The following is a 24,130-nucleotide window of genomic DNA, read 5'->3' on the forward strand; positions in this document are numbered from 1 at the left end:
ATCTAGCTGGAACGAAATCAGACGCGATCAACGCGTCGGTTTGCGCAGCCGCACGCCAGGACCTCCGCCGTTCTCGTCGATGAATTGAACGCCAGCATTTTCTAGAGCCCTTTGAATGGCACGCTGATTTGCGGCTGTCATCGAGGTGAGGCCATCCGCTGCCTCCGCGCGCCGAACAGTGTTCGCCCCTACCGCCGACGCCTCTGCCAGGTCCTCAGCACTCCACCTTAGCAGTGCACGAGCGGCACGAATCTGAGCGCCGAAAAGAATACGGTCGGCCCGCTTGACATTTTCTACCATGTGGGTAATTTTCAACCATATGGGGTTATATTGACCATCATCAAAGGAGCATAGAATGGACTCGGTCAATTCAGCAAAGCCAATCTGGAGTCGGCGCTCGTTCATCGGCGGATCAGACGCCCGGATCATCATGGGCGACAATGAAGCAAAGCTTATGCAGCTATGGCGCGAGAAGCGCGGCGAGCTCGAGCCTGAAGACCTAAGCGAAGATCTCATCGTGCAGCTCGGAAGCATCACGGAAGACCTAAATCGCACCTGGTACGAGCGTAACAGCGGCCACGCTGTCAGGGATGTACAACGAAGGGTCTGCCATCCCATCCACAAATGGATGGCAGCAACCCTAGACGGTCGCGTCCAAGAGACCGAGGCGGTGTTCGAAGCCAAGTTCATGCTGCCTTGGAATTTCACTGAGGAAGCCGCCGCGGAAAAGCATATGGCTCAGTTGCAACACAACATGTGGGTAGTTGCTGCGCGTTCAGCCGTGCTTTCGATCATTACCGGCGGTGGTAAGTGGGTCGAGATCCACGTGCATGCCGACCCCCTCTACCAACATCTCCTTTTGACAGCAGAGAAAAAGTTCTGGCGGTGCGTGCAGACAGGAGAGCCGCCTTCGCTTTTCGGGATCGAAGCGCCACGGCCACGGCTCGAAGCCGTAAGGGTTGTCGACATGGGCCCGTCGAACTCCTGGGCAGAGCTCGCCGCGACCTACTTGCGAACTCGTACAGCGCATCAGAGTCACGAAAGCGCCAAAGCGGATCTCAAGAAACTGATCCCTGAAGACGCAAAGGAGGCGTTCGGACATGGTATCCGAGCAAAACGCTCGAAGTCCGGCGCCATCAGCTTTGACGCGCTCCAGATGGAGGCCTCCAATGCATCAGTCTAGTGAGCGCATCGGCGCGATCGCGGCGGCGCTTGCGAAGGCACAGGCCGAGCTAACCAACCCCGAGAAAAACCTGATCGCTACGATCCGCTCGCCTTTTCCGCGAGAGGAGGATCGTACGTTCCGCTACGCCTCTCTAGCGAGCGGGCTCGACATCGTGCGCAAGGCCTTAAGCCAGCAGGAGATCGCGGCCATTCAGACCACCCGGATTGAACCGAGCACGGGACGGGTCCAGCTGACCACGCTGCTTGCCCATTCCTCCGGCGAATGGATTTCCTCTGACTGGCCGGTATGCGCCGCCAAGGACACCGAGGCTCCTCACCGAATGGGAGCAGCGCTGACCTACGCCCGCCGCTATGCCCTATTCGCCCTGGTCGGCATCGCAGGGGAGGACGATCTGGATGCGCCCGATATCTTACGCGATTCACCACCCGCCGAACCGGGACCCAGTAACGGCACCGGAGGCAAAAAAGGAAGAAGCGTTCTTGTGCGTCCCCCAACGCTCAGTACACAACAATCGGCCAAGCTGCGCGATGAAATGCTGGGGGAGGTCAAATCCCTGGGTACCGAAAACGAACTTCTCGTGTGGGCCAAGAACAGCCTACCCCGTAAGAATACCCTGATCGAGGCCGACGCCCGAACTGTCGAGGCCACCTACCAGTGGAAACTCGGAGAAGCTGCACTTCCCGATATCGACAGCAGCCCTCCTGAAGCCGAAAGCTCCCGCCCTCGTGCCGATACCGTAACGCCCGCGGTCGGACTTGCGTTTCCCAAGGAGTCGGCCCCCAAGCGAAGCAAGGCACATTTGGCATTCGTTCGGGGCCAGCCCTGTCTCGTGTGCAAGCAGACCCCATCGGACCCCCATCATCTGAAATTCGCTCAGCCGAGAGCGTTGGGCCGCAAGGTTGGCGACGAGTTCACGGTTCCGCTCTGCCGTACTCACCATCAGGAGCTGCACCGACATGGTAACGAAAAGGCGTGGTGGGCCGACATGCAGATTGCACCGCTACCGTTCGCCAAGCAACTGTGGGACACAAGCCAAATCCATGGCAAGGCCGGTGTCGTGACGCCTTCGGATGCATCGGGCGAACTCAACTCCAGGAGCTTCGCCGTATGAATGCGCCATTCAACGGAGCCCAGGGAAAACCGCGCACCAAGCAAAAGCGTTTGCATTTGTCGTGGAAGACGAGTGCTATCGAAGCACCGGCCATCGAGAATTGTTCCGGCTCGAGCGCTGCGCACCCTGAACCTTCGACGACGCAAGAAATTCCAGGCCCTCGGCTCGGGGGCGGGGATTCCAGCATTGAGGGGGCGAGCCGTTGCGCACATGAGAGTTAACCTCGGCGACCCAAAATTGCCTACTTCACTTGCGGACTGGCTCCGTCGCCTACGGACAGCCTAAGTGCTATTCTGCCGGCTTCAGAACTGAAGCCACGACGTCAACCCGTGACAATGGATAATATGGTGATTGAGAGACCAGCCGTTTTCTTTGATCGTGACGGTGTCCTCAATGAGGATACCGGGTACGTGTTTGAGATCACCAAATTGCGATGGATGGAGGGAGCACGGGAGGCGGTAAAGATCGTAAATGATGCCGGATACTTCGCCTTCGTGGTTACCAATCAGTCAGGCGTGGCCAGAGGCATGTATGAAGAGGCTCACGTCAATGCGCTACATGATTGGATGGCAGCGGAGCTGGCAAAGACTGGCGCTCATATAGATGCATTTGAGTATTGCCCTTATCATCCCGAAGGTACAGTGGAGAAGTACCGTCGAATAAGTGATAGACGCAAACCGGGCGCGGGTATGATCACCGATCTTTTGAAGCGGTTTCCGGTGAATGTCTCCCGCAGTATTCTGGTCGGCGACAATCCAACTGATCTGGAAGCCGCCCGCCTGGCCGGAGTAAGAGGGCACTTATTCGTAGGGGGCAACCTCGCACAGTTCTTGGCGCCACTCTTGGACTTGGATCGGCCGTAAGGGGCTGGAGCTTTAGCGGACTTCCATTCGCACCAATCGTTGTCCGGGCTCGTACTTCAGAATATCCTTGGGACCTGGATGCCGTGTCACCTCTGCACCATTCAAGACGTAGAGATCGTCCGTATGCTTACAGCGCCATTCGCCGTGGCCGGATAGCGGCAGATCGATCTTCTCGCCGAACGCACTCACCCAGCCGACTTGGCGGGCTGGCGTGCCTACCATCATTGACCAGTCCTTCGAGCTCTTGGTCAGAGTCGCGCCGGCGGCAAGAAAGGTACCTACGCCGCAAGTAATGTCCGGGACCACTGTGGAATTCGCGCCCAAGGTCGTTCCTGTTTTCACCAACGTCTTCTTGAAGACAGCGTGCCGATTGACCGCGGCACGGGGAAAGGAGATGTGGGTAAACACCATGTAAGGCGCACAGAACACGAAATCCTCGAGCTCGACATGCGAGAAGATCGAGACCGAATTGCCAAGCCGGCACGCATTGCCGACGATGGCGTTGCGCTCGACGTAGGTGTTCTGGCCGAGGCTGCAGTTCTCGCCGATCACCGCACCTGGCGCGACGTGGGAGAAATACCAGACCCTGGTGAACTTGCCGACCTTCGCCCCCTCCTCGACCACGGCGGTCGAATGGATAAAGGGTTGTGGATCATCTGATTCCGGCGTCCTCATGCAGGATGCTTCTCCTCCCTGGCGCGTTCACAGCACCCCATAGTCGCTGCTGACGCCCCTTGACCGCTCCATCCTATATTAAGAAAACCGTTTGAGGATCAAGGCGGAAGTGCAGAAAACCGGCTGAGCCTGGAGCCACCTATCCCGGGCTCCTGATTAAGATGGATCCCCGACAGGTGAACGGGGGTGTGCGTTCGGCATATTACGAGAAAACACCACAAGAATAGAGTTCGGAACCCATGTCATCTGCGTGTTCTTGATATCGCAGTGCGACGGCACCGGTGCAGAGACATGGATTCCATTCCTGAGAGCATAATTCTTCGGACGGCCTTTCAACGAGAGAGCGTCCGGCCCGGGTTTATTCAAAGAAAATTAACTCATGATCTCCGGTGTAGCCGGAGCGCTTGAATTCGAACTCCCATTCGGCGGGCGTGTGGAAGATGCGGCAGGTGAGCTGCCAGTACATCAGATTCACTTTCTCACGCTCGTTGCGGTAGCCCTCAACGCAAAGATATTTGGCGCCTCGGCCGACGCGCTCGATCTCGCGCAGCGCGGCATCGAGATCGTAGTTGTATAGGTTGTGCAACGTGTTGATGGAGATGACGAGGTCGAAATGCTTGTCTGGCCAGGGCAGCTTTGTGGCCGAGCCAACCTGGCAGAACGGTTTGACATCCTCCATTGTGTGTTCGACACCGTAACTCGAAATGTCGATGCCGGCGACTTCGATGCCGGGCACCGCCTCGCGAAAGTCGTGGAGCAAAAAGCCCTTGCCAGAACCGACGTCGAGCACGCGCATGCCCGGCTTGATGCCGTAAGCTGCAACCATGGCATCCGCCACCTTGCGCCAGCGGCCATCATACTTGTAGCCACCATAGCCGGTCTCCCGGCTGCCATCCCAATAGTCATAGTCGAATTTGATCGCCAGTTCGGCGACGTCGGCTTTGTCGCGCTGCGTGACGCGAGCAAGGTAGTCACGTTTGGTCGACTTATGAATGAGGCTGACGAATTCTCGATAGGCCATACGCGGTGTCTCCAGGCTGGAATCTTGCGATCGATAATGGGATCAGGCGTGCAAAGCGGCGAGTTTCGCCTTCGCCTTGGCAAGCTGGCCGGCGCAGCGCGCCGCCCAGGCGCCCGCGTCGGCGAAGGCGCGTCGCGCAGCGCCAAGCGGCAGAAAGTCGTTGAGGATGATGCAAGTCCATTTGACCCGGTAGACATCGAGCAGCATCCGGCATCGCGCGCAGCCCTTTTCGTCGAGCCCAAAACCGTCCGCCACGCGCGCGACGAAGGTCGCGTGATAGTCGAGCGGAACCGGGATTTCCGGCTGGCAAAAGAAGTCGGAGACGAGCTTGGCGGGATCGTCTCGCCCGGCATATTCGAAATCAAGGAACGTCACGCGGCCCGTATCGTCGGCCAGCGCATTGTGAAAGCCGAAATCCGACGGTGACAGGCAGCAATCGTCAGGCGCGAGCGCCTGGTCCATCGAGATACCGGCACGCTGCGCGTGGGCCGAGAGGTCAGACTGCACCGCGTGCCATGTAGGTAGCAGCCGCGTCGCTACGAAGGTTCGCGCCTCTTTGGCATGTGGGGCTTCAGGGTCGAGCCTAGCCAGACGCTCAACGCGGCGTTCGACCGTTGCTATATGTTCGGCGAGTGTGAAGCAGGCCTCCGAACCCGGTGCCAGTTCCGCGCGTGGCTTGGCGTTCATTGCAAGCACGAAATCGATCGCCGCCGCGATATGCGCGGGCTGGAGTTCGGACGCCAGGAGCTTGCGCCCCTCTACAAAACTGTAGAGCCCGGCATGCACCGCTGCGTCGCAGGCCAACGGCTGCGGCACACAGCGGATGCCACGCGCCCAGGCGTGCTGCAGAAACTCCCATTCGGCGCGAAGCCGATCGCGCGGATCACGCGGATCAGTGAAGTAGCGCTTGAGGACAAGCGAAGCACCGCCCTCGGTTTCAACGCGATAGACCTGGTTGTTCTTGCCGCCGGCGAGCCGCGACAGGGCGCACACCTGTCCCTTGCCGGCGCTCTCCGCCAGGCTGGTCGCTAGCGCCAGCAGATTCTCGTCGGCCTGTGGTTCAGCTCTGTTCACGAGCCATATCCGCCGAGATCGCGACCCAGGACGAACGGCGGTCAAGCTCTTTCCCGCAGCCGGCATGGCCCGCGAATTGGTTGTCCGGGTCGAACAGGATCTTGTGCATGCCTTCGGGGAACCCCTGCATCGCCAGGATTTCCGGAAGGTCGTCGATAAACATGTTAACGCGAAGGTCTGCGGCGCGCGCCACCTTTTCTTCCTTGGTCAATTCAAAGAAGACCTTTGCCGGATCGATCTTCGCTGCGCCCTCGCCAATCAGCCCACGATCGACAAGAAAGGCGCGCGCTGCCGCATGCATATCGTGCTTCGGCCCGAGGATCGGATGCCGGGTCTTGTGGCTGACGATGAAGAGGTCATGACCGGCGCGCTTTGCCACGTCAATGAATTCCGCGAAGCCCGGGAAAGGCGACACCAGGTCCATGCGCGCGCCGTAGATATAACCCTGCAGTTCCGTGAAATCGTCCTTGCGGCCGCTACCGTTGAGGTGATCGCGCACGCTGTTCTTGTCGCGCGCGAGATCGGGCGGGATCAGTCCGCGTTCGAGCGCCGCCGCATGAAACACGCCGTCGTAACACGCAATCGTGTTGTCGAAGTCAATCCCGATCCGCATCAGCGGTCCTCTCAGACCTCAACTCAGCGACATGTCGATCAGCGGCCGGCCAACCTTGCCCGCTGCGAGATCCTGCAGCGCCTGATCCGCGTCTGCAAGGCGATAGGGCTTTGACAGGAGATCACGCACCGGGAAGCGGTTGGAGGCGAGCAATCGGCCATACCTTCCGTAGTCGCGGTCAGGAACACTGTCGCCGCCCCAAGTGCCAAGCAAACTCTTGCCCTGATTGAAGACGCCCGGATTGAGCGAGAGCACCGCGCCATGCTTGGCATTACCGATGACGACCGCGCGCCCGCCCTGCTGCCGCGTCGCGTTGATAGCCTGCTCCATCACCGCCGGGATCCCGGACGCTTCCACCGCCAGATCCACGCCCTGCGAAGTAATCTTCTTGATCTCGGCGATCACATCACTCGCTGAGGGATCAAGCACATGGGTCGCGCCATAGATCTGGGCGAGCGCTCGACGGGTCGGATTGGGATCGATGCCGATTAGGGGCATGGCCCCGGCAAGTGCAGCCGCCATCAGCGCATTCAGCCCGATGCCGCCGGTGCCGAAGACCGCGACCGCATCGCCGGGCTGCACCTTCAGCACGTTATAGATCGCGCCCATTCCGGTCGGCGCCGCGCAGCCGAGCAGCACGGCGACATCCATGGGCAGCCCATCCGGTAGCAGGGTCAGTCGGTTTTCGCTCACCACTGCGTGGCGCTGAAAAGTCGTCACGCCGCCGGCGTTGACCTTGCGGCCGTCCCAATCATAGACGGCGCCACCCGCTTCGATGCCGTTGCCCTTGATCCAGGAGAGCACGACTTTGTCGCCCGCCTTGACCTTGGTCACCGCACTGCCGGTTTCCAGCACCGTCCCGGTGCCTTCGTGGCCGAGGCAATGGGGCACCCATTTGTCTTCGCCCTTGTCGCCGCGCCATTCCATGACTTGCGTTCCGCAAGCGCCCGAATAGACGATCTCGACCAGCACCTGGCCGGGCTTGAGCACGGGTATTTCGATTTCTGCCAGAACCAGAGGCTTTCCGGTTTGAACGAGAAGCGCAGCTTCGGTTTTCATTATCGACGTCGTTTCAAAGAGCGTGGAGAACTTTTTCGGCGATCTGGTGCCCAGTCAGGCCCAGCACTTCACGGGCGTATTCCTGTTCGCCCGATTTCTTGAAGAACGCATCGGGCGTACCAAAGCGCAGGAATTTGTTCGCGGGCGTCTGGCTGTCAGCGAGCCATTCCGAGACTGCAGCGCCAAAGCCGCCGATCAGCGAATGCTCCTCGAGCGTCGCAACCAGCTTGAAGCGTGCGAACGCGTCCTTGAGGCAAGCTTCGTCGAGTGGCTTGACGGTATGGAAACTCACAACCTTGGCCGAAATGCCCTGGTCCTTCAGCTTGTGCGCGGCCTCAACCGCCTCAGGCAGCATATTGCCGGTCGACAACAGGCAGACTTCGCTGCCGTCGGCAATGGTGATGGCCTTGCCGATCTTGAAGTCGGCGAGCGCTGCGGAATGCACGACCGGCTCGCCCTTCTTGCCCATCCGGATATAGACCGGCCGATCCTGCTGCATCGATGCACGCAACGCTGCACGCACCTCGAAAGCGTCGCCCGGACAAATCACCACCATGTTCGGGATCGAGCGCAGGAAGGAAATGTCCTCGCAGGCATGGTGAGTGGGACCAAGGCCCGAATAGGCGAGCCCGGCGCCGACCGCGACGATGGTCACCGGCGCCTCGTGGTAGCAGACGTCGGTTCGGATCTGCTCGAGACAGCGCGTGGTCACGAACGGGGTAATGGTGTAGGCCACCGGCCGCAGCCCGTTCATGGCCATGCCAGCGGCGACCCCCATCATATTGGCTTCAGCCACCCCGCAATTGAAAAAACGCGAGGGATGCTTGTCCTTGAATTTATCGAACAAGCGATTGCCGATATCGCCCGACAGCATCACGACGCGGGGATCATCGTTGCCGAGCTTGGTCAACTCGTCCGCGAATGCGTTTCTCATGCGAGGCCGAGCTCCTTATGCGCCTTCACCACCTCTTCGGCCGTGGGCGCGCGATAATGCCAGTTGTTGTCGTCTTCCATGAACGACACCCCTTTGCCCTTCACCGTGTGCGCAATCAGCGCGACCGGCTTGCCGGAGCCGTTTGGAATGCGCTGCATAGCCTCGGCCAATGCGCCGACATCATGGCCGTCGATTTCGTGGGCATCCCAGCCGAAGGCCGCCCATTTGTCGCGCAAGGGGGCCAGCATCAGGGTCTCATTGGAGCGCGCCGTAGCCTGCCATTTGTTGTAGTCGACGACGACGCAGACATTTTCGAGTTTCTGCGCAGCGGCGAACATCGCCGCCTCCCAGACCGAGCCCTCGTTGTTCTCGCCATCGGACAGGAGTGCGAATACCCGGAAGGCTTCGCCCTTGATGCGTCCGGACAGCGCCATGCCGCAACCGAGCGGCAAGCCATGACCAAGCGAGCCGGTGGCGGCCTCAACGCCCGGCAACAAATTGGCGGGCGGATGCTCAGCGAGCCGCCCGCCATCCTTGCAATAGGTGTCGAGCTCGGAAAGCGGGAAATAGCCCTTCATCGCGAGCGTCGCATAGAGCGCAGCCGCGGCATGTCCCTTGGAGAGGATGAAGCGGTCGCGCAGTGCATCGGCCGGCCTTTTCGGGTCGACGTTCAGCACATGCCAATAGGCTGCTGTCAGCACATCCGCGCAGGACAGCGAGGACGCCAGATGCGCGGCCTGCGCCGCATGCGACATCTCGATGATCTTGCCGCGGAGCCGCGCCGCCTGGAGCTTCAGCGCACCGGCATCAAGTTGCCCGGTGCTTGTCCGGACTGCAACGTTCATCGTGCCTCCAATCACGCACCCCAATGGGGCGCATGGTGTTCTAGGGTTTGTGTTCGTACTTCGTAGGCAACTTCGGCATATCGTTACGGAACCGCTCCGCCCAGGCGACGACATCGTCAATCCCCTGTTGCAGCGAGAACGTGTCGCGCCAGCCGAGCTCAGTGCGCAGTTTGAAACTGTCGAGCGTATAGGCGGTATCCTTGCCAGGCCGCTCTGGACCGACCTCGACGCATTCCTCGAACGACTTGCCAAGACGCTGGAGGATCATCTCCACCAGCGCGCGGATCGAGACGAGCTCATAACCGGAAATGTGATAGGTCTCGCCAATCGTTCCGCGCTGAGCGATCTTCAGCGTGGCGTCGGAGACATCCGTCATATGGATGAAGACACGGACCGATTTGCCACCGCCGTCGAGCCTGAGCTTCTGGCCGCCGATTGCGGCAATGATCGTCCGTGGCACGATCCGATAGAGCTGCTGGCCGGGGCCGTATACGTTCGCCGCGCGGGTAAAGACCACGGGGAAGCTGTAGTTCGCAAAATAGGTGCGCAGGCTCATGTCGCCGGCGGCACGCGACACTGCGTACGGCGTCGATGGGTTAAAGGGCGCATCCTCCCGCACCCAGCCTTCCGTCGATCCATAGACCTCCGGCGTCGTCACATGAACATAGCGCTCAAGCCCGTCATAGTTCCGCAAAAGCTCGTGCAGCCGCACCGCGGAGACGACGTTGGTCATCATCCAGTGGTCCGGATAGAGCCAGCTCTCGCCGACCATGCTTTGGGCCGCGAAGTTTACGACATGGGTCGGACGTTCGGCGGCCAGCAACGATTTCAGGGCTTCGAGATCGTGATTGAGATCAATCCGCCTGAACTGGACCTTGCCCGGCCGCTTCTGCCACTTGTAGGGCAGAAACGCGTCGTGAGGCTCGTCCGAGCGGCTGGTGGCCAGGACGTCATAGCCTTTCGCCGCAAGAAAATCGGCAAAGGTAGCGCCCGAAAACGAGTTCGAGCCGAGGATCAGATACTTTTCGTGTCCTGCCATCGCAATGCGCTTTTCAACTCAAACCCTGGCCGAAATCTCACCGCGCTGGCGGTACAGCCACTGCATCAGCATGTGACCGACAATCATTTGAGCGTCTTCGGATATCTGCATGTCATCGATCTCGAAATGGATCGGTACATCGGCAAGCGGCTTGGCTTTACCGCCCGAGAAGCCAAGTACGGCATAGCTCGTCATCCCGATCTTCTTGGCCTCTTCCAGAGCCTTCAAGATGTTCGGTGAATTACCCGAACCCGAAAAGGTGATGAGGACGTCACCCTTGCGCGCCAGCACCGCGAGCTGCAGCGAGAAGACCTGATCGTAACCTTCGTCATTGGCAAGACAGGTGAGAACGGAAGGGTTGGCCGCGAGCGAGTGCACGCGCAGACCCGAGCCCGGCGTCTTCGACAAGGCGTAGAGGAAGTCGTTGGCGAGGTGATTGGCGTTGCCGCCGCTGCCACCATTGCCACAGAAAAACACTTGGCGCCCGGTCTGCCAGCAATCGCGCAGATCATAGGCAAGCCGTTCGACGGGGCTCCAGTCGAAGCCCTCCAGGGTCGCGGACAGCCGCCTGGAATAGTCGCCGAACAGCTTGGCTGGAGCAGAGAATGCGGGCGCGTTCATCTCACGACTTCCTTCTCCATCCATTTCAGATTGTACCAGCGATCCTCATTCTTGAGCTGACCCTGGGAGTACATCCCGATCAACTCCTTGATTGCGTCCTCTACGGTCTTCTTGGGCTTGAAACCCGTCGCCAGTAGGCGGTCGGAATTGACCCGGTAGCTGCGCGGGTCGTTGGAGGGGGTCACAACGATCTCGGCTTTCACATGTTTTGCCACCAGCTGCGCAATGTCGAGAATCGAGATGTTCTCGAAGCCGGCGTTGTAGATGCCGGTGTGCTCGGGATGGTCGAGCAGGAACAGATAGAGCTCGGTGATATCATCGATGTGAATGTTGGGCCGGGTCTGGTCGCCTCCGAACACTGTGATACGTCCGTTCATCAGCGCCTGCATCGTCAGCATGTTCACCGAAACATCAAGCCTCTGACGCGGAGAGTAGCCGCAGACGGTGGCGGGACGCACGATCTGCACTGTCATGTCGTCCTTGTACGACAGCACAATTCGCTCCCCGCACATCTTGGTCTTGTTGTATTCGGAGATTGGCAGGAGCTCGAGATCCTCGGTGACCTGCTCCTCTTCCTTCACCCCGTAGACGCTGCCGGAAGAGGCGTAGATGAACCGCTTAATACCATGGCGTTTGGCGCGATCGGCGAGTTGCATAGTCGCCAGACAGGAGATTTCCCAGGTCAGTTTCGGATCGAGATCGCCGCAGGGATCATTGGCTACGCTCGACAGATGAATGATCGCATCGACGCCAGTCAGATCGATCTCATCCGGGTTACGCACGTCACCTTTGACAACCGTAAGGTCGGGATGCGGATCGAGAAAATTGCCGAACCACATGATGTCGAAGGCGATGACTTGATGGCCGGCCTTGAGCAATTTGGGAACGAGAACGCTACCCTTGTAGCCGCACGCGCCGGTGACAAAAATCTTCATCTCTTTACGGCTCCTCGAAAATTTGTCCCCGGGGACTCGGTCGAAGGCGTTATCGGATTTGCCCGCTCAATCCGACACGGCAGTTGAACCCAACTGGCAATCAAGACCGGTAGCGCCACCGCTACGCGGCCTCTGCTTAAACTCAGACTGGGCTCGGCGCAAGCTTTCCGGATTGCCGATATCCCTGTGATAACCGTCTGTCTCCACGCACAGAATTCGCCCCAAATAGTTCGGTATGATCTCGGTAGAGAGATCGACAAACTCTTTCCCGAGCGCGGCAATATCTGCGATGACCTCCGGCTCGAAAATGTACACCGCCCCGTTGGCGAGATTTCCCGGCGGGTTCTCGACCTTCTCATGGAAGGCAGTGACAATTTTTTGGCGGTCCAATTCCAGGATTCCGCACGAGCGAGGATCGTCAGTGCGAAAAGCCAGCATGGTCATTACGCAGCCTTTCGGGCGGCTGCGATGAGCTTCGATCAGGCGCGGCACGTCGAAATCCGTGAGATTGTCGGCATGCGCAACTAGAAACGCCTCGTTCTGAAACCAGTCCCGATTGGCGAGCACGGTGCCGCCGGTCCCTAAGAGTTCATTCTCATGGACAAGCTCAATGCGCGACCGCCAGGGCGAGGCCGCCGCGTGCCCCCTCACTTGGTCCGCGAGCCAATGGGTGTTCAGAAGTGCACGCTGGACCCCACCCTCGAATAGAAGATCGAGCCAGTAATCGAGCAGCGGACGACCATGCACCAGCACCAGGCATTTCGGCGTGGTACTTGTCAGTGGACGCAACCGGCTTCCGATTCCGGCTGCAAGAAGCAGCGCGCGCATGGGTGCGTCATTCATGGGTAAAGCCGGTCTCGTCGATTTCGGTGACGAGTTCGGCCGTCGTAAGCGGCAAATTGCCGACGCGGGAGACCTGCAATGCCGCTGCAAGCGAACCGAGATAGGAGGCCTGCCAGATATCGGAGCCAGCGCGCAAGGCCATGGAGGAGGCCATAAAGAAGCTGTCGCCGGCACCCGATACATCCTTCGGCGACGGATTGAAGGCCGGCAGGCGGTCCGATTTCTGCACGCCATCGGCCATAGTATTAATCAGCGCGCCTTCGGCACCGAGTGTGATGATGAGATTTTTGGTGCTAGCCCTTCCGATCAGTCGCTCACTGATGACCGCAAGGCCCGAGATGAAATCATTGAGCGCAACGCGCGCCTCGCGCTCGGTCGGGGTCAAGAGCGTCATGCCTTTGAAGCGGGAGACGTCGCCGGTCTGCGAGGACACCTGGCTGTCGGCCGCCATCATCACGTCGCTGGCACGTGCGCGTTCGGCGACCGCATCAACCAGATCTTGCGGGAGACAGCCATAGTTAAAGCAGGAAAACAGTAGGAGGTCACAGCTCTTGAGCGCGCGCTCTACCGAACTCAGCATCTGGCGTTGAATTTCGGTGTTCGCGGCGTGCTGGCGCAGATGATTGACCCGCAGCAGGGTCTTGTTCAGAGCGCGGAAGCGCTGCTTGCGCGTGGTCGGGCGTGTATCGTCGATAAAGGAGTGACAGTTGACACCATGCTGCTCGAGGGTGTCACGGGCGAAGCGGGCCGCTTCATCGTTCCCAACCAGGGTGAAGAAGCGGACATCCGCCCCGAGACCGTGCGCATGCGCCGCAACGGCCCCCGCGCCGCCAACGAAGGTGCGCGTCATCAGCGGGGTGACAACAATCGTGGGATCTTCCTGAGACATGCCCACTGCGTCGCAGGTGACATATTCGTCGACAATTAGGTCACCGATCACTGCAACCCGCATGCCCGAGAGCTTACCTAGCAGTCTCTTCAGACCCGAGATTTCAAAGCCATGCCGCTTCGGATATTCGAGCGGCTTGCGAACATTGGAAATGTCGACATCCGCATCGCGCTCGAGCAACGACAGCGATGTGAAGCGCAATTCACCGGAGGAAAAGATCAGCCGTCCGCCATAGAGAGCAACAACGTCTTGTTCAGGATTGGACCGGTCCTCGAATTCCTTTCCCTTGACAACAACAGAAGGTTGCAGCTTTGCGATGAAATCGGCAGCCGACGTTTCCAGACGCACCACGTGGTTGACGAAGGAAATCGAGCGAACATTCTCCAATCGCATGTCCTGCGCCAACGTTACTCCCCGAGTAGAGTCGGGGTTGATGCCGACCACAAGGATGTCCGCCTGCTCCGCCGCAAACTTTAGAAGCCGTAAATGTCCGGGGTGCACCACGTTGAAGTTGCCAGAAACGAACGCGATGGTCTGGTTCGCGCCGCAGGAAGCGCGAATCGTCTGGCACGCGATGTCGCCATGCGCGGTATCGATCAACTGGTCCAAGTGTCGCCCTCCAGCTCCCTGTCGCACCGCATCAAGACCCCGGGGGGAGCTCACGAGAAATTGCACCGATAGCCCAACTCATCGGCCGAGAGAAGCCGGAACACGTGGAAACAAGCCTAGATTTTGCGTGAAGCTCCCATTTATCCAAAAAAATGTCGATTTTTCAGCAGCTTATCGGCGACATTTCAGGTTGCCACCTGATAGGCGCGCGAAGCGCCGGCCGGGAACGCCTCAGTGGCCGGTGCCGGATTGGCAACTGCCGACGCGCGCCGGGACGGATCTAGTGAGCGTTTACAGGGGACAGGAAGATCGCTTGATCGAGGTGTGATAGGCCGTCGTGGCAACCGACCCACCAGAATTGATCTGCGGAACGCTCTTCCCGAAATCCAGCAGACATGATTCGTCGATCAGGCTCGAATCCTTTTCGACAAGCCTCACCCATTGATTCCGAAGGCAAGCTCTTCCGACGAGCGCAATCATCGATCGATCAGGAGCTTGATTGCAGGATTTCGGCAATGCATTATCGGCTGGTTCAACTCTGTCCACTGGAAACGCCCAATGGTGGTCAACTAGAGATAGTGTATCCCCGTGGGGACCCAGCATTCGACAGTATGGTCACGAGACGCAGGCTCCAAGGTTGGGAATTTTGATGCCTCCGATGCCTCAATCTCGTATTCGGATGCCGTTGTGATTCCGACTATTTTGTATTTTGCGTCTGAAGACTGGGTATTTCTGGAACACTTTAGTGTCACCGGCCGCGCCGCCTTGGAGGCTGGTCTCAAGGTGAACGTTGCGACGCGCGTTCGAAATTCTCGCCGACAGCTGGAGAACAGAGGGTTTGGCGTCATTCCGTTGGAGAGCGAACGACGCAATCTCGGAATCCTCTACAACCTCCTGCTGATCGTAAAGATGGCCAAGGTCATCGCGCAGACCAAGCCAGCAATCGTTCACTGCATCGGACTACGAATGGTGGTGTTGGGCGGTCTTGCCGCACGGCTTGCGCGCGTCAAACATCTGGTCTTGATGCCGACTGGTCTGATCTATCTGTGGATCAATGAAGGGATTCGCATACGAATGCTGCGCGAGGCAGTGCGCTGGTTGGTCAAGCATCTGCTGCATCGGCCCGGCACGGAGTTCATCTTCGAGAACAGCGATGATCCGATCGAATTTGGGATTCCTCCTCATGCTGCCAACCTCACGATCATCGGCGGTGTGGGTGTCGAACCAAACGAATATCCGTTTGTTCGCGAGCCGGCCACACTTCCCATCAAGATCGCGGTGGTTGCGCGCATGCTGCAGGGAAAGGGGATTGCCGAAGCCGTGGAGGCTGTGAGGCAGGTGCGAGCGGAGGGAGTTGCAGTTGAGCTTCACCTTTACGGCGATGTCGATCGCTCAAGCCGCATGACGTTGTCGGAGGGCACACTGCGCAGTTGGGAGCAGGAGGGCGGTGTGTTTTGGCATGGCCGCGTCTCAAATATCGATCAGGTGTGGCGCACACACCATATTGCGATGCTTTTGTCCCATCGAGAGGGCTTGCCGCGAAGCCTCATCGAGGCATCGGCCGCCGGGCGCCCGATCATCACAACCGATGTCGTTGGCTGCCGCGACGTCATTCGTGACAATATCGAGGGCTTCATCGTTGCGAAGGGGGAGGTCACGGAAGCAGCCGATCGGCTCCGCCAACTCGCGCTTGATCCGACTTTGCGTCAGCGCATGGGGGAAGCGGCCCACGAGCGCTTCCTAAAGCGCTTCACAGCGGCCGCGGTCAAGTCCACGATCAAAGACGTCTATTGCAAAATTCTCGATGGCGTGGCACTTCGCCAAGCTTGAGTTCCACTACGGACTCGTGTTGCAGCCCGGATCACCACTTCAGCCGCTGAGCCTGACTGGCAGTCGTCCTGCAAAAGCTCTGTGACGCGCGCACATCAAAGGGGAAACCTTGTGGGATCAACTCCAAAGACTCTTGAACGCCTGAAATATCTCACCTCGGTTGGGGCCCTTCCGGCGGGCGGAAGTATTTGCGATATCGGCGCGACGCAACTTTTTGGCGATGAAACTCAAGACGGGTCGCGCGCATTTCTTTCCTACTACGCCGAGCGTTTCCCGCACGCCAAACGTCCGGAAGAAGTCGCACCGGAGATGCTCCGTTCCATAACTCAAAACGGCTTCTTAGGTGATTTGCTTACTCTTGCCGGTTTCGAATACAAGGCACTCGATATCTTTCATGCGACCAATACCATCCTGTTCGATCTTAACGTCCATGAACCCGGTCCTGGTCTCGTCGGGCGGTTTGATTTGGTGATGAATTTTGGCACCACCGAACACGTCTTCAATCAGCTCCGGGCCTTCCAGACCATTCATGCACTCATGAAGGTCAACGGGCTTTGCTATCACGACCTCCCAATGGCAGGGTATCTCAACCACGCGCTATATCGATATGACCCGCTCTTCTTTACCACGATCGTGCCGGCAAACCGATATGAGGTAATCATGGAACAGATCACGAGCGGAGCCGAACGAGCGGTGGCGCCCGAATTAAACGCCATGGGTTACAAGGACGGTACCGTGACCGATGTGGGAATCGAGATGATCTACAGACGCTCTACTCCGGACCCATTCGCGATACCGATGGAGACAAGTACTTCGATCGCAGTTGACCCGACACTCAGCCACATCGAGCAAGATGAATACGTCCGCACGCCAACCGGCTCCAGCGTCTCTTATGGAACAAATCCCACGCTGGATGCGCTGAGCTTCGCCGAACTGACATCTATCTGGCTCTCTAGATTGAAGAGAGGCCTCGGTCGCCGATTGCTCCGGTCCTGAAGCTGCGCTGTGGGAGACTTCGGCGCTCGCTCGAGTGCTCCGATGCCAATAACTCGCCTTCAGACTATGAGCTGCCTTGCTTTAGTTAGTCTACACTTCAGCACGTCTTGACCACGAGCCGGCCGGTATAATCGACTCGATTAAGCAGCAAGGGCAACTTGTGCTCGGCGATATATTCATCGACCGCCTGACGAGCACCTTTGAAGTGACCGTAGTCGTCGACTATCAAGATTCCCTTGTAAGCGAGACGAGGGAAAAGATGATCCATCTCATGCTTCGTCGACACGTACCAATCCGTATCCAAGCGCAAGAGTGAAATGGCATCCGGAGCGTAGCGAGGTACGGTCCGTTCTACCAACCCCTTGATGAAGTGAAGTTTCGCTTCCGGATATCCCGTCGATAGTAGATTGGCCCGTACGTCTTCGATGCTTGCCTCGGCCCAATAGCTGCCGTCATCGTTGGTCTGCCGGCTCAACCAACCGTCGATGGCGCGATTACCCCATAGGTCCACATCCTTTTTCTCATCTGGGCGAGGGAGGCCTTCGTATGTATCGAAGAGATATAGATCGCGATCGGTGCATCCCATGGACAGCAAGGTATGAGCGACAACCATCATGCTGCCGCCTCGCCACACTCCGCACTCTACAATGCTGCCTGGAATTTCCGCCTGCTGCACATATCTCGTCGCGTTGTACAAGGCATACATCCGCTCCACGGACGTCATCGAAAAAGTCCGCACCCGCTCAACCAAGGTGCGGAATTCCGGTTCGGTGTCGCTGAGCCCGGTCTTCTCAGCATATTGCGCGGCTGCAAGTTGGTGATCTGTCGCCCGTTCCTCCGATCGCGCAATCTCCGCAAAACGCCCCTCAACCTCATCCGGAATGGTTTTGCCGAGCGTCCGCAGCACGGTGCGGTAACGCATGAGGATATCCATCCGATCCGGCTCTTGGGCAAGACAGAGTTCGAGGACCTTCTCCTCCCACTCCATTGCGAACGCGACACCCCGGCCCGTCAATGATGAATACAGTTGCAGCCCTTGCTCCAGGCTGGATTTGCCTTCCAGCAGCGCCCTCAGTTGCACCTTCTCGTCGTCAGTCAGCATGGAGATTCTACTTAAGTCAGCGATTAGTTTTGCCAAGCTTATTGCCTGCTTCGGATTGGATCAGCATCGAACTCGGGTTTCGGCCGTTTACCCAAGGCATCCGCCCGTTCAAATGCCTCTATTGGTAGAACGCCTCAACTCCGAGCGCGCGTTTGCTTTCGAGTTCCTCGCGCCAGCGCGCGACCTTCTCCAGCTCCCCCTTGCCCAGCGGATGTCCCAAAAGCTCTTTGGCGAGCCAGAGAGCTTCCTTGGTCGCGACCGGCATGCTCATGGCATGCGAAAGGACGCGCAACATCAGCTTGGGATCGGAACTGCGGCGGATCAGGTCGAACATCTCGACCATCACCTCACCGGAAGGTGCACGCTCCAGCTGACGGTTAAGCAGAAACTCCGCTTCCTCGCTCCCCAGCGGCGCGCTACCTTTTTCGTACAGTGCTTCGAGAAAATCACGATCGGACTGCATGCGCACAAAAGCGGGATTCCATCTCAAGAGGCGAGCGATCCAATCGGGACCGAGACGGGGACTCAACAAATTTCCACTTTCCCACAAGGCGCTCACCGGCTGCGCAAAATAATTTAGCGAATAGAACCAGCGACAGCGCTGGCGATCGAGCCAGGCTCGGTAGAAATCCACCCATTCTTCGCTCATCTCCTGAAGAGAGCCCGTATTGACAACGAGGTCGACCGGCAAACTTCCCAGAGCGTTGAAGAGAGGCAATGGGCATAGAATGAAACTGAACCGTTCGACTGCCTCGTCAGTCAAGTGCTCGCGACCAGTTACGTAGCAGACGGAATTTTCGCCAAACTCTTTTCGCAAAAACACATCGGCAAAGAACAGGGATTCGGGCATGTCCAGGATGAGGTAACATTTCGGTCGTGAGATTGAATTCATCATCCAAAGGCGTCCTGGCGCACCATACCCTCCGCCAACTTCCAGAATTACGCGGGGGGGCTCAGGCAATACGGCGAGACAGGAAAGGATGACACGAGCCAAATAGAACAGCACGTTGCTGATCGGCCGACCGTTGTGCTCGTAGGTCGTTTCCGCGGCAGATCCCGCGATGTCCGCAAACTGATTCAGGCGATCGGCAAATTGCGGGAAGCTGGCGGCCAGTTCCCGTTCATACATCGCGGTGAACTTGCCCTCATGTTGTACGTGGCCACGATGTTCGAAGCCAATTTTCGATTGCGCGAAATGCAGCGCTTCAACGGGACTTGTGATCTCCGAAATGGCGTCGCGGATTCGCTTCGCATAGGCAGCCCACCGCACGCCGTGAGGAGGCAATGCCTCAGTCGACAAACCACAGGAATGAGCAAATCTTTCCTTCGCTTCGGTGACGAGCCGTTGATCCTCAAGCACTCGGCTGCGGTCCCGGACCTCGCCACGCAACTGCTCCAGGCGGTCGCTCATATCCTTTCGATCAGGATGAGCAGCTAGGCCCAGCTCAAGGATTCGAATTTCCCAGTCGACCGGGAATTGCCGACCATTGGCTACAACAGAATTATAAAGCTGCAGGCCCTCGGCAAGAGTGAAATCGGGCTCAAACAGCCTTTCGTAAATCAGCCGTTCGGACCGATTGAGAGACATGGCCGAGTCGCCCTGAGATCCTTCCTTTGACAGGTTCAGTTCTCCAGCGCCAGCTTTGATGAGGGACCGCGTTTCCAGCCAAACCATGCCTGTTGAACAGTATGGTCGTGGGTGCTGCTTTATAGTGGAGGTTTCGCAGTGTCAACGGAACCTGACCGCCCCCTCCCATACATCTAAAATATCTCGTCTATTTGATCGCGGATATACGCTGCGCCCCGGGAGCGGGACAGTCTCGTTCTCAACAAGCCAGGCAACGAGGTCGGCCGCTCCTGCAGCGTCAGCCAGGCGAGCGCCGCAAGCCGCCCGGCACGTCCATCCACCGAGACCGCGCTCATGAGGACAGCCCTTCCGATCGCCCCCTTAGCCAATCGCATGAGCACTGCCTGATTGATGGGACGGGCTTCGCAGGCGAGCCGGCCTATGGCGAAACGCCAGCGGCGCTCGAAGACAGCCGGGTACCAATGGGGAAACACTGGATCGGCACGCATTCGTCCGAGGGCACGCTCCAGCGTGAGCATCGCGGCATCGGGATCGGCCACCGACGACCGGGACAGGCCGGAAGAGCTCGTCTTCCACACAACGCCGTCCCGCGGCACGAAACAGCAGCCGTACTGTAGAGAAAGGCGACGGAATGCAAAACCGTCTGCGAAAGCTCCGAGTATGGCATCGAAGCCACCCGCGGCCACGATCAGGTCGCGCCGGACTACTGCCGTTCCGGTCAGGATCCAGTTATCGATCCGTCGCAGCACCTTCGCTACCTGCGCGCTGTCGAGAAACATCGCCTCGTAGCTCGGCCGAACCGGAGGCCGCGACGCGATCCGTCCGGTATCGAGGTCAAGAATGGTCGCCTCGCAGGACGCAAACGCCGCTTGCGGGTGATGTTCCAGCTCCGCCAGCATTGCCGCGAACAGTCCCGGTCGCGTGACGTCGTCCGCCGCACCGAAGTAGACATATCGTCCGCGCGCCTCCTGCAGTCCGCGATTCATTGCAGGGATGGCGCCCCTATTCCGATCGAACTGGACAACTCGCAATGTGGGATACGCGAGCCTAAGTTCCTCCAACACCGCGATGCTGTTGTCCGTCGAGCCATCGTCCACAACGATGATTTCGTCGGGACACGGCGTCTGCTTGGCAAGCGCCGCGATCGCTTCTCCGATGACCGCACCGTGGTTGAAGTTAGGGACAACTGCGCTCAGCCCAGACAGCCCTTGTCCGGCGGAGAGCTGGCGTTGATCCAATCCTGCCCCGAAGGCCTGGTCTTCGATATCTGCCATCTGGCAACAGAACCAGGAAAGAGGGAGTTCCGTCTCCTAAACACGCTTTCCTGCACCGATGGCGAAAACGTAGTTCGCCATCTTGTGAAAGCCGGTGTGCACAACCTCGTCGTTCATGCTGAAGATAAAGACGTTATAGAAGAACTCTTCCATCAGCTGTCTCAACTCGGGCGCCGATTTGCAATTGACGTGGCCGAGCTTCGACTGAACCGACGCGTAGGGTTGGCTTTCGAGCGAGGGCAAACCGATCACGGCCGCCCCGTTGGGGTCGAGCGAACCAAAAGCGTTTTTCAGGAACAGTCGCTCCTTCGATTGCTCGATATGTTCGAGCACGTCGAGCGAGTACACGGCGTCGAACTGGCCCGGCACGGGGCCGTCGAGCATATCGTGAACACGGACATCGAATTGCCAGCGCGGCACCATCCGCTGCTTGACATCTTCAACGAAGACTGGATCGAAATCGATAGCCGTCACTTTGCCGACTTCGGCCTGCACGATGCGGGTACCGAAAGCGTCACCGCATCCAACTTCCAGGACATGCTTTCGCCCGGCAAGCATCTTGGCGACGAATTTATAGCGCGAGAGCCTGAAGACGATGTGCTTCGGATCTTGATACCAACTTTCGCTGCCACGAAGCCCAAGCGTTTCGTACCCTCGCTCACTAGCCGCATCGACACAGACTTGATACTGCGTCTCTTTCGTCTTCACCGTTGTCATGATCTCACACCTTTCTGCAACGCCAGGTCTATGCGCACATCATCGCAGCGGCTGTTGCTCAGATCTTCACGTCACCATCTTTGCTCACGACACGCGTCTCCGGGCAGAGAACGATGAAGCGCCCTCCTCGCTTCAGATACTCCTGGTTGGTGTCGATAATCTTGTTCGCGTGAACCCACGCCAGGATGAGCGTATAGTCGGGCATGCGTTCGCAAAGCTGTGCCGTAGGCACGACGGGTATGCCGTCCCCTGTCTCGAATTTCCCGACCTTTTGCGGATGATCGTCAACGATATAGTCAATCGTGCCAGCAAGGCCCAGCTGGGCAATCAGCGTGGGGCCGCTGCGCGCCGCGCCGTAACCGGCGATTTTGGCGCCTTCTTTTTTCAGCCTCGCAACCAGATCGGCCGTCTTCTCGCGGAGCTCGCTCACCCTAGTATTAAAATCCCGCAGCGTCTGCACTTCTCCCAGCCGACGGTCGGCTTCCAGCGCTAGAAGCCTGCTGACCGACGCCTCAACCCGCCGCCGCCCGCCCTTGAGCTGCACGACGCCGATCAGCGAACCATGCTGGACGCGTGCCCGCTCCGCGGCGATCAGTTCGAGCCCATGACAATCCAGGAACTTCGTCAGCGGCGTCACCGAATGGTGGCTCATGTGCTCATGGAAAATCGTGGCGATCAGCACGCCGTCGATGATGTCGAGCAGATACTGCGCTTCGAAGAAGAACAGCCCGTCAGGATGCAGCATCGTCCGCACGCAATCGACCATCTCGCCGAGGTCATCGGCGTGCGCGAAAACGTTGAAGGCGCAAACCACATGGGCAGGCCCGTGCCCCTCCCTAATGCGTCGCGCCAGATCAGCCGTCATGAGCGAACGGAAGGTCGGGATGCCCGCTTCGTTGGCGCGGCGGGCCGCCTCGGTGGCGGGGTCGATACCCAATACCTGGAAGCCAGCATTCTTAAAAGGTTTCAGCAGCGAGCCGTCATTGCTTCCGATGTCGATGATCAGCGATCCTGCCGGGGGGGCGCATTTGCGCAGAATGTCTTCGGATACCTGTTGGAAATGTTCGGGCATGCCTTTGGCATCGCCGGAATAATAGGTGTAGGAATCCCAAAGGATTTTTGGATCGATGACGTCCAGATGCTGTACGTGGCCGCAATCGGCGCACATATAGACGTCAACCGGAAATCGTGCGGCGCTCAGCGCGACATTCCGGTCAGTCGAATAATTCTCGGAAAGTGGAATGGGCTTCAGATTGACCACCAGCTCCACGTTGCTGGAATCGCACAAGCGGCATGTATTTCGATGGCTGACTACTGACACCCACCATTCCTCCGATTAATGCCCCCGGGCCGCCACGAGCTCGTCGACCAGCTGTTCAAGCCGCTGTGGCCGAATCCCGCTGAGGTTCGTCGTCCTTACCATGCCCAAGCCGCTGAACCGCGGTTTGAACGGGATATTCACCCCCTTGTCAACTGACGTCGACGGCCTGATCAGGGCGGGAGCAACCCCCAATCGCCCGGCCAATGCGCACGCGAAGTCGACATAATTGACATTTTCCGCGCCGGAAAGGTGCAGGTTGCCGGGAATGCGTATCTCCCCAATGGTCGCAAGGGCCTCGCCCACAAACTGAACCGATATCGGGGCAAAGATCAGGTCGCGGAACGGCTCGATCGGCTCACCCCGCTCCCAGGCGGCAAGCCAGGCCGGTAGCGGCGATGTTTCCGGCCCCATGATTTTTGTCAGACGAACGATATTCAGTCGATCTTTTGCACCAAGACGTTCGGCGTGCGCACGGACGGCGTCTTCGCCTTCGGACTTCTGACGGGCGTAAGCAATACCTGGCGCATGCGCCTCATCCTCATGTGGCCACGGCCGATTCCCACCGAACACCGAGTTGGTAGAGATGAAGGTCACGAACAGTCCTTGCTCGAGCAGCGAAGCCACCACGCGGGGGATCAATTGCACATTGATCACTTGCGCCAGCGGGTCCGTTTCGCAACGATCATAATTGGTCGCTGCCGCGACGAGAAAGGCATAATTCACGCCTTTCGGCGCGCGGAACGGTTTGTCGCTCTCGAAATCCAGGTAGACGCGGTTGTTACCGACGGTGTCGCGCCGGCGCGTGCTCGCAAAGATCGCGTGACCGCGGCGCTGCAATGCCGCGCCAAGACCGCCTCCAACGAGACTGTCGGCTCCGATAACCAGAAATGCTTGGTCCGTCATCATTTACCAAGCGCCAATGGCGCCCCTTCGTTTTGCTTCATGCTCGCTGAGCGAACTCGTCAGTGATGCCGTGCCCAGCTTG

The 24,130-nt window shown here is 58.7% G+C and carries 24 protein-coding genes; 5 read left to right on the top strand and 19 right to left on the bottom strand.

All coding sequences use genetic code 11. The features are described 5' to 3' along the window. Window positions 1-27: 27 nt before the first annotated feature. The gene (locus tag AC5ZG5_RS21175) at window positions 28-369 is read right to left on the bottom strand and encodes a helix-turn-helix domain-containing protein (RefSeq protein ID WP_456643095.1); all 342 of its coding nucleotides are present in this window, start codon (window positions 367-369) and stop codon (window positions 28-30) included. Between AC5ZG5_RS21175 and AC5ZG5_RS21180 the strand changes: the two genes are divergently transcribed. From AC5ZG5_RS21180 to AC5ZG5_RS21190, 3 genes are all read left to right on the top strand, one after another. Next, entirely contained in the window at window positions 356-1,183 is an 828-nt protein-coding gene (locus AC5ZG5_RS21180; RefSeq protein ID WP_456643096.1) for a YqaJ viral recombinase family nuclease, read from the top strand. The genes AC5ZG5_RS21175 and AC5ZG5_RS21180 overlap by 14 nt on opposite strands. Next, window positions 1,170-2,297 carry an ERF family protein gene (locus AC5ZG5_RS21185; protein WP_456643097.1) on the top strand — a complete coding sequence of 376 codons (1,128 nt, stop codon included), beginning with the start codon at window positions 1,170-1,172 and terminating at the stop codon, window positions 2,295-2,297. Before AC5ZG5_RS21180 ends, AC5ZG5_RS21185 begins: the two co-directional genes overlap by 14 nt. A gap of 344 nt (window positions 2,298-2,641) precedes the next feature. Beyond that, entirely contained in the window at window positions 2,642-3,160 is a 519-nt protein-coding gene (locus tag AC5ZG5_RS21190; RefSeq protein WP_456643188.1) for a D-glycero-alpha-D-manno-heptose-1,7-bisphosphate 7-phosphatase, read from the top strand. 12 nt (window positions 3,161-3,172) lie between these two features. On the opposite strand, the gene AC5ZG5_RS21195 is transcribed toward AC5ZG5_RS21190, so the two are convergent. The 12 genes from AC5ZG5_RS21195 to AC5ZG5_RS21250 form a co-directional block, all read right to left on the bottom strand. Next, the gene (locus AC5ZG5_RS21195; protein WP_456643098.1) at window positions 3,173-3,835 is read right to left on the bottom strand and encodes an acyltransferase; all 663 of its coding nucleotides are present in this window, start codon (window positions 3,833-3,835) and stop codon (window positions 3,173-3,175) included. Window positions 3,836-4,193: 358 nt separating this feature from the next. Further along, on the bottom strand, window positions 4,194-4,856 hold the full coding sequence (locus AC5ZG5_RS21200) for a class I SAM-dependent methyltransferase (protein ID WP_456643099.1): 663 nt from the start codon (window positions 4,854-4,856) through the stop codon (window positions 4,194-4,196). Between the two features lie 42 nt (window positions 4,857-4,898). Then, complete coding sequence (locus AC5ZG5_RS21205; RefSeq protein ID WP_456643100.1) at window positions 4,899-5,930, bottom strand: aminoglycoside phosphotransferase family protein; 1,032 nt, start codon at window positions 5,928-5,930, stop codon at window positions 4,899-4,901. Further along, a complete protein-coding gene (locus tag AC5ZG5_RS21210) occupies window positions 5,917-6,543 on the bottom strand; it encodes an HAD family hydrolase (RefSeq protein ID WP_456643101.1) in 627 nt (208 codons plus the stop codon). The genes AC5ZG5_RS21205 and AC5ZG5_RS21210 overlap by 14 nt, the downstream gene beginning before the upstream one ends. A gap of 18 nt (window positions 6,544-6,561) precedes the next feature. Continuing rightward, on the bottom strand, window positions 6,562-7,602 hold the full coding sequence (locus tag AC5ZG5_RS21215; RefSeq protein ID WP_456643102.1) for a zinc-binding dehydrogenase: 1,041 nt from the start codon (window positions 7,600-7,602) through the stop codon (window positions 6,562-6,564). Between the two features lie 13 nt (window positions 7,603-7,615). After that, the gene (locus AC5ZG5_RS21220) at window positions 7,616-8,536 is read right to left on the bottom strand and encodes a transketolase family protein (RefSeq protein WP_456643103.1); all 921 of its coding nucleotides are present in this window, start codon (window positions 8,534-8,536) and stop codon (window positions 7,616-7,618) included. Next, on the bottom strand, window positions 8,533-9,381 hold the full coding sequence (locus tag AC5ZG5_RS21225; RefSeq protein WP_456643104.1) for a transketolase: 849 nt from the start codon (window positions 9,379-9,381) through the stop codon (window positions 8,533-8,535). Before AC5ZG5_RS21225 ends, AC5ZG5_RS21220 begins: the two co-directional genes overlap by 4 nt. A gap of 40 nt (window positions 9,382-9,421) precedes the next feature. After that, window positions 9,422-10,420: a GDP-mannose 4,6-dehydratase gene (locus AC5ZG5_RS21230; RefSeq protein ID WP_456643105.1), complete on the bottom strand. Its 999-nt coding sequence runs from the start codon at window positions 10,418-10,420 to the stop codon at window positions 9,422-9,424. Between the two features lie 18 nt (window positions 10,421-10,438). Then, window positions 10,439-11,041 (bottom strand): SIS domain-containing protein, encoded by a 603-nt coding sequence (locus AC5ZG5_RS21235; protein ID WP_456643106.1) that lies wholly within the window; start codon window positions 11,039-11,041, stop codon window positions 10,439-10,441. Further along, window positions 11,038-11,976 (bottom strand): NAD-dependent epimerase/dehydratase family protein, encoded by a 939-nt coding sequence (locus tag AC5ZG5_RS21240; protein ID WP_456643107.1) that lies wholly within the window; start codon window positions 11,974-11,976, stop codon window positions 11,038-11,040. Before AC5ZG5_RS21240 ends, AC5ZG5_RS21235 begins: the two co-directional genes overlap by 4 nt. A 66-nt stretch (window positions 11,977-12,042) precedes the next feature. Further along, on the bottom strand, window positions 12,043-12,804 hold the full coding sequence (locus tag AC5ZG5_RS21245; protein WP_456643189.1) for a nucleotidyltransferase family protein: 762 nt from the start codon (window positions 12,802-12,804) through the stop codon (window positions 12,043-12,045). Window positions 12,805-12,811: 7 nt separating this feature from the next. Next, window positions 12,812-14,317 (bottom strand): PfkB family carbohydrate kinase, encoded by a 1,506-nt coding sequence (locus AC5ZG5_RS21250; protein WP_456643108.1) that lies wholly within the window; start codon window positions 14,315-14,317, stop codon window positions 12,812-12,814. Between the two features lie 687 nt (window positions 14,318-15,004). Between AC5ZG5_RS21250 and AC5ZG5_RS21255 the strand changes: the two genes are divergently transcribed. After that, entirely contained in the window at window positions 15,005-16,147 is a 1,143-nt protein-coding gene (locus AC5ZG5_RS21255) for a glycosyltransferase family 4 protein (RefSeq protein ID WP_456643109.1), read from the top strand. A 111-nt stretch (window positions 16,148-16,258) separates the two neighbouring features. Beyond that, on the top strand, window positions 16,259-17,143 hold the full coding sequence (locus AC5ZG5_RS21260) for a class I SAM-dependent methyltransferase (protein ID WP_456643110.1): 885 nt from the start codon (window positions 16,259-16,261) through the stop codon (window positions 17,141-17,143). Between the two features lie 97 nt (window positions 17,144-17,240). On the opposite strand, the gene AC5ZG5_RS21265 is transcribed toward AC5ZG5_RS21260, so the two are convergent. The 6 genes from AC5ZG5_RS21265 to AC5ZG5_RS21290 all read right to left on the bottom strand — a co-directional run bounded on the left by AC5ZG5_RS21265 (window position 17,241) and on the right by AC5ZG5_RS21290 (window position 24,051). Further along, on the bottom strand, window positions 17,241-18,245 hold the full coding sequence (locus AC5ZG5_RS21265; RefSeq protein ID WP_456643111.1) for a TylF/MycF/NovP-related O-methyltransferase: 1,005 nt from the start codon (window positions 18,243-18,245) through the stop codon (window positions 17,241-17,243). A gap of 118 nt (window positions 18,246-18,363) precedes the next feature. Beyond that, on the bottom strand, window positions 18,364-19,833 hold the full coding sequence (locus AC5ZG5_RS21270; protein WP_456643112.1) for a putative sugar O-methyltransferase: 1,470 nt from the start codon (window positions 19,831-19,833) through the stop codon (window positions 18,364-18,366). A gap of 173 nt (window positions 19,834-20,006) precedes the next feature. After that, window positions 20,007-21,107, bottom strand: a complete 1,101-nt coding sequence (locus AC5ZG5_RS21275) for a glycosyltransferase family 2 protein (protein ID WP_456643113.1) — start codon at window positions 21,105-21,107, stop codon at window positions 20,007-20,009. A gap of 36 nt (window positions 21,108-21,143) precedes the next feature. Further along, window positions 21,144-21,824 carry a class I SAM-dependent methyltransferase gene (locus AC5ZG5_RS21280; protein WP_456643114.1) on the bottom strand — a complete coding sequence of 227 codons (681 nt, stop codon included), beginning with the start codon at window positions 21,822-21,824 and terminating at the stop codon, window positions 21,144-21,146. 58 nt (window positions 21,825-21,882) lie between these two features. Then, window positions 21,883-23,145, bottom strand: a complete 1,263-nt coding sequence (locus AC5ZG5_RS21285; RefSeq protein WP_456643115.1) for a methyltransferase domain-containing protein — start codon at window positions 23,143-23,145, stop codon at window positions 21,883-21,885. A gap of 15 nt (window positions 23,146-23,160) precedes the next feature. Continuing rightward, a complete protein-coding gene (locus tag AC5ZG5_RS21290; RefSeq protein ID WP_456643116.1) occupies window positions 23,161-24,051 on the bottom strand; it encodes a sugar nucleotide-binding protein in 891 nt (296 codons plus the stop codon). Window positions 24,052-24,130 lie beyond the last annotated feature (79 nt).

It is taken from the genome of Bradyrhizobium sp. Ses1 (assembly GCF_059512365.1).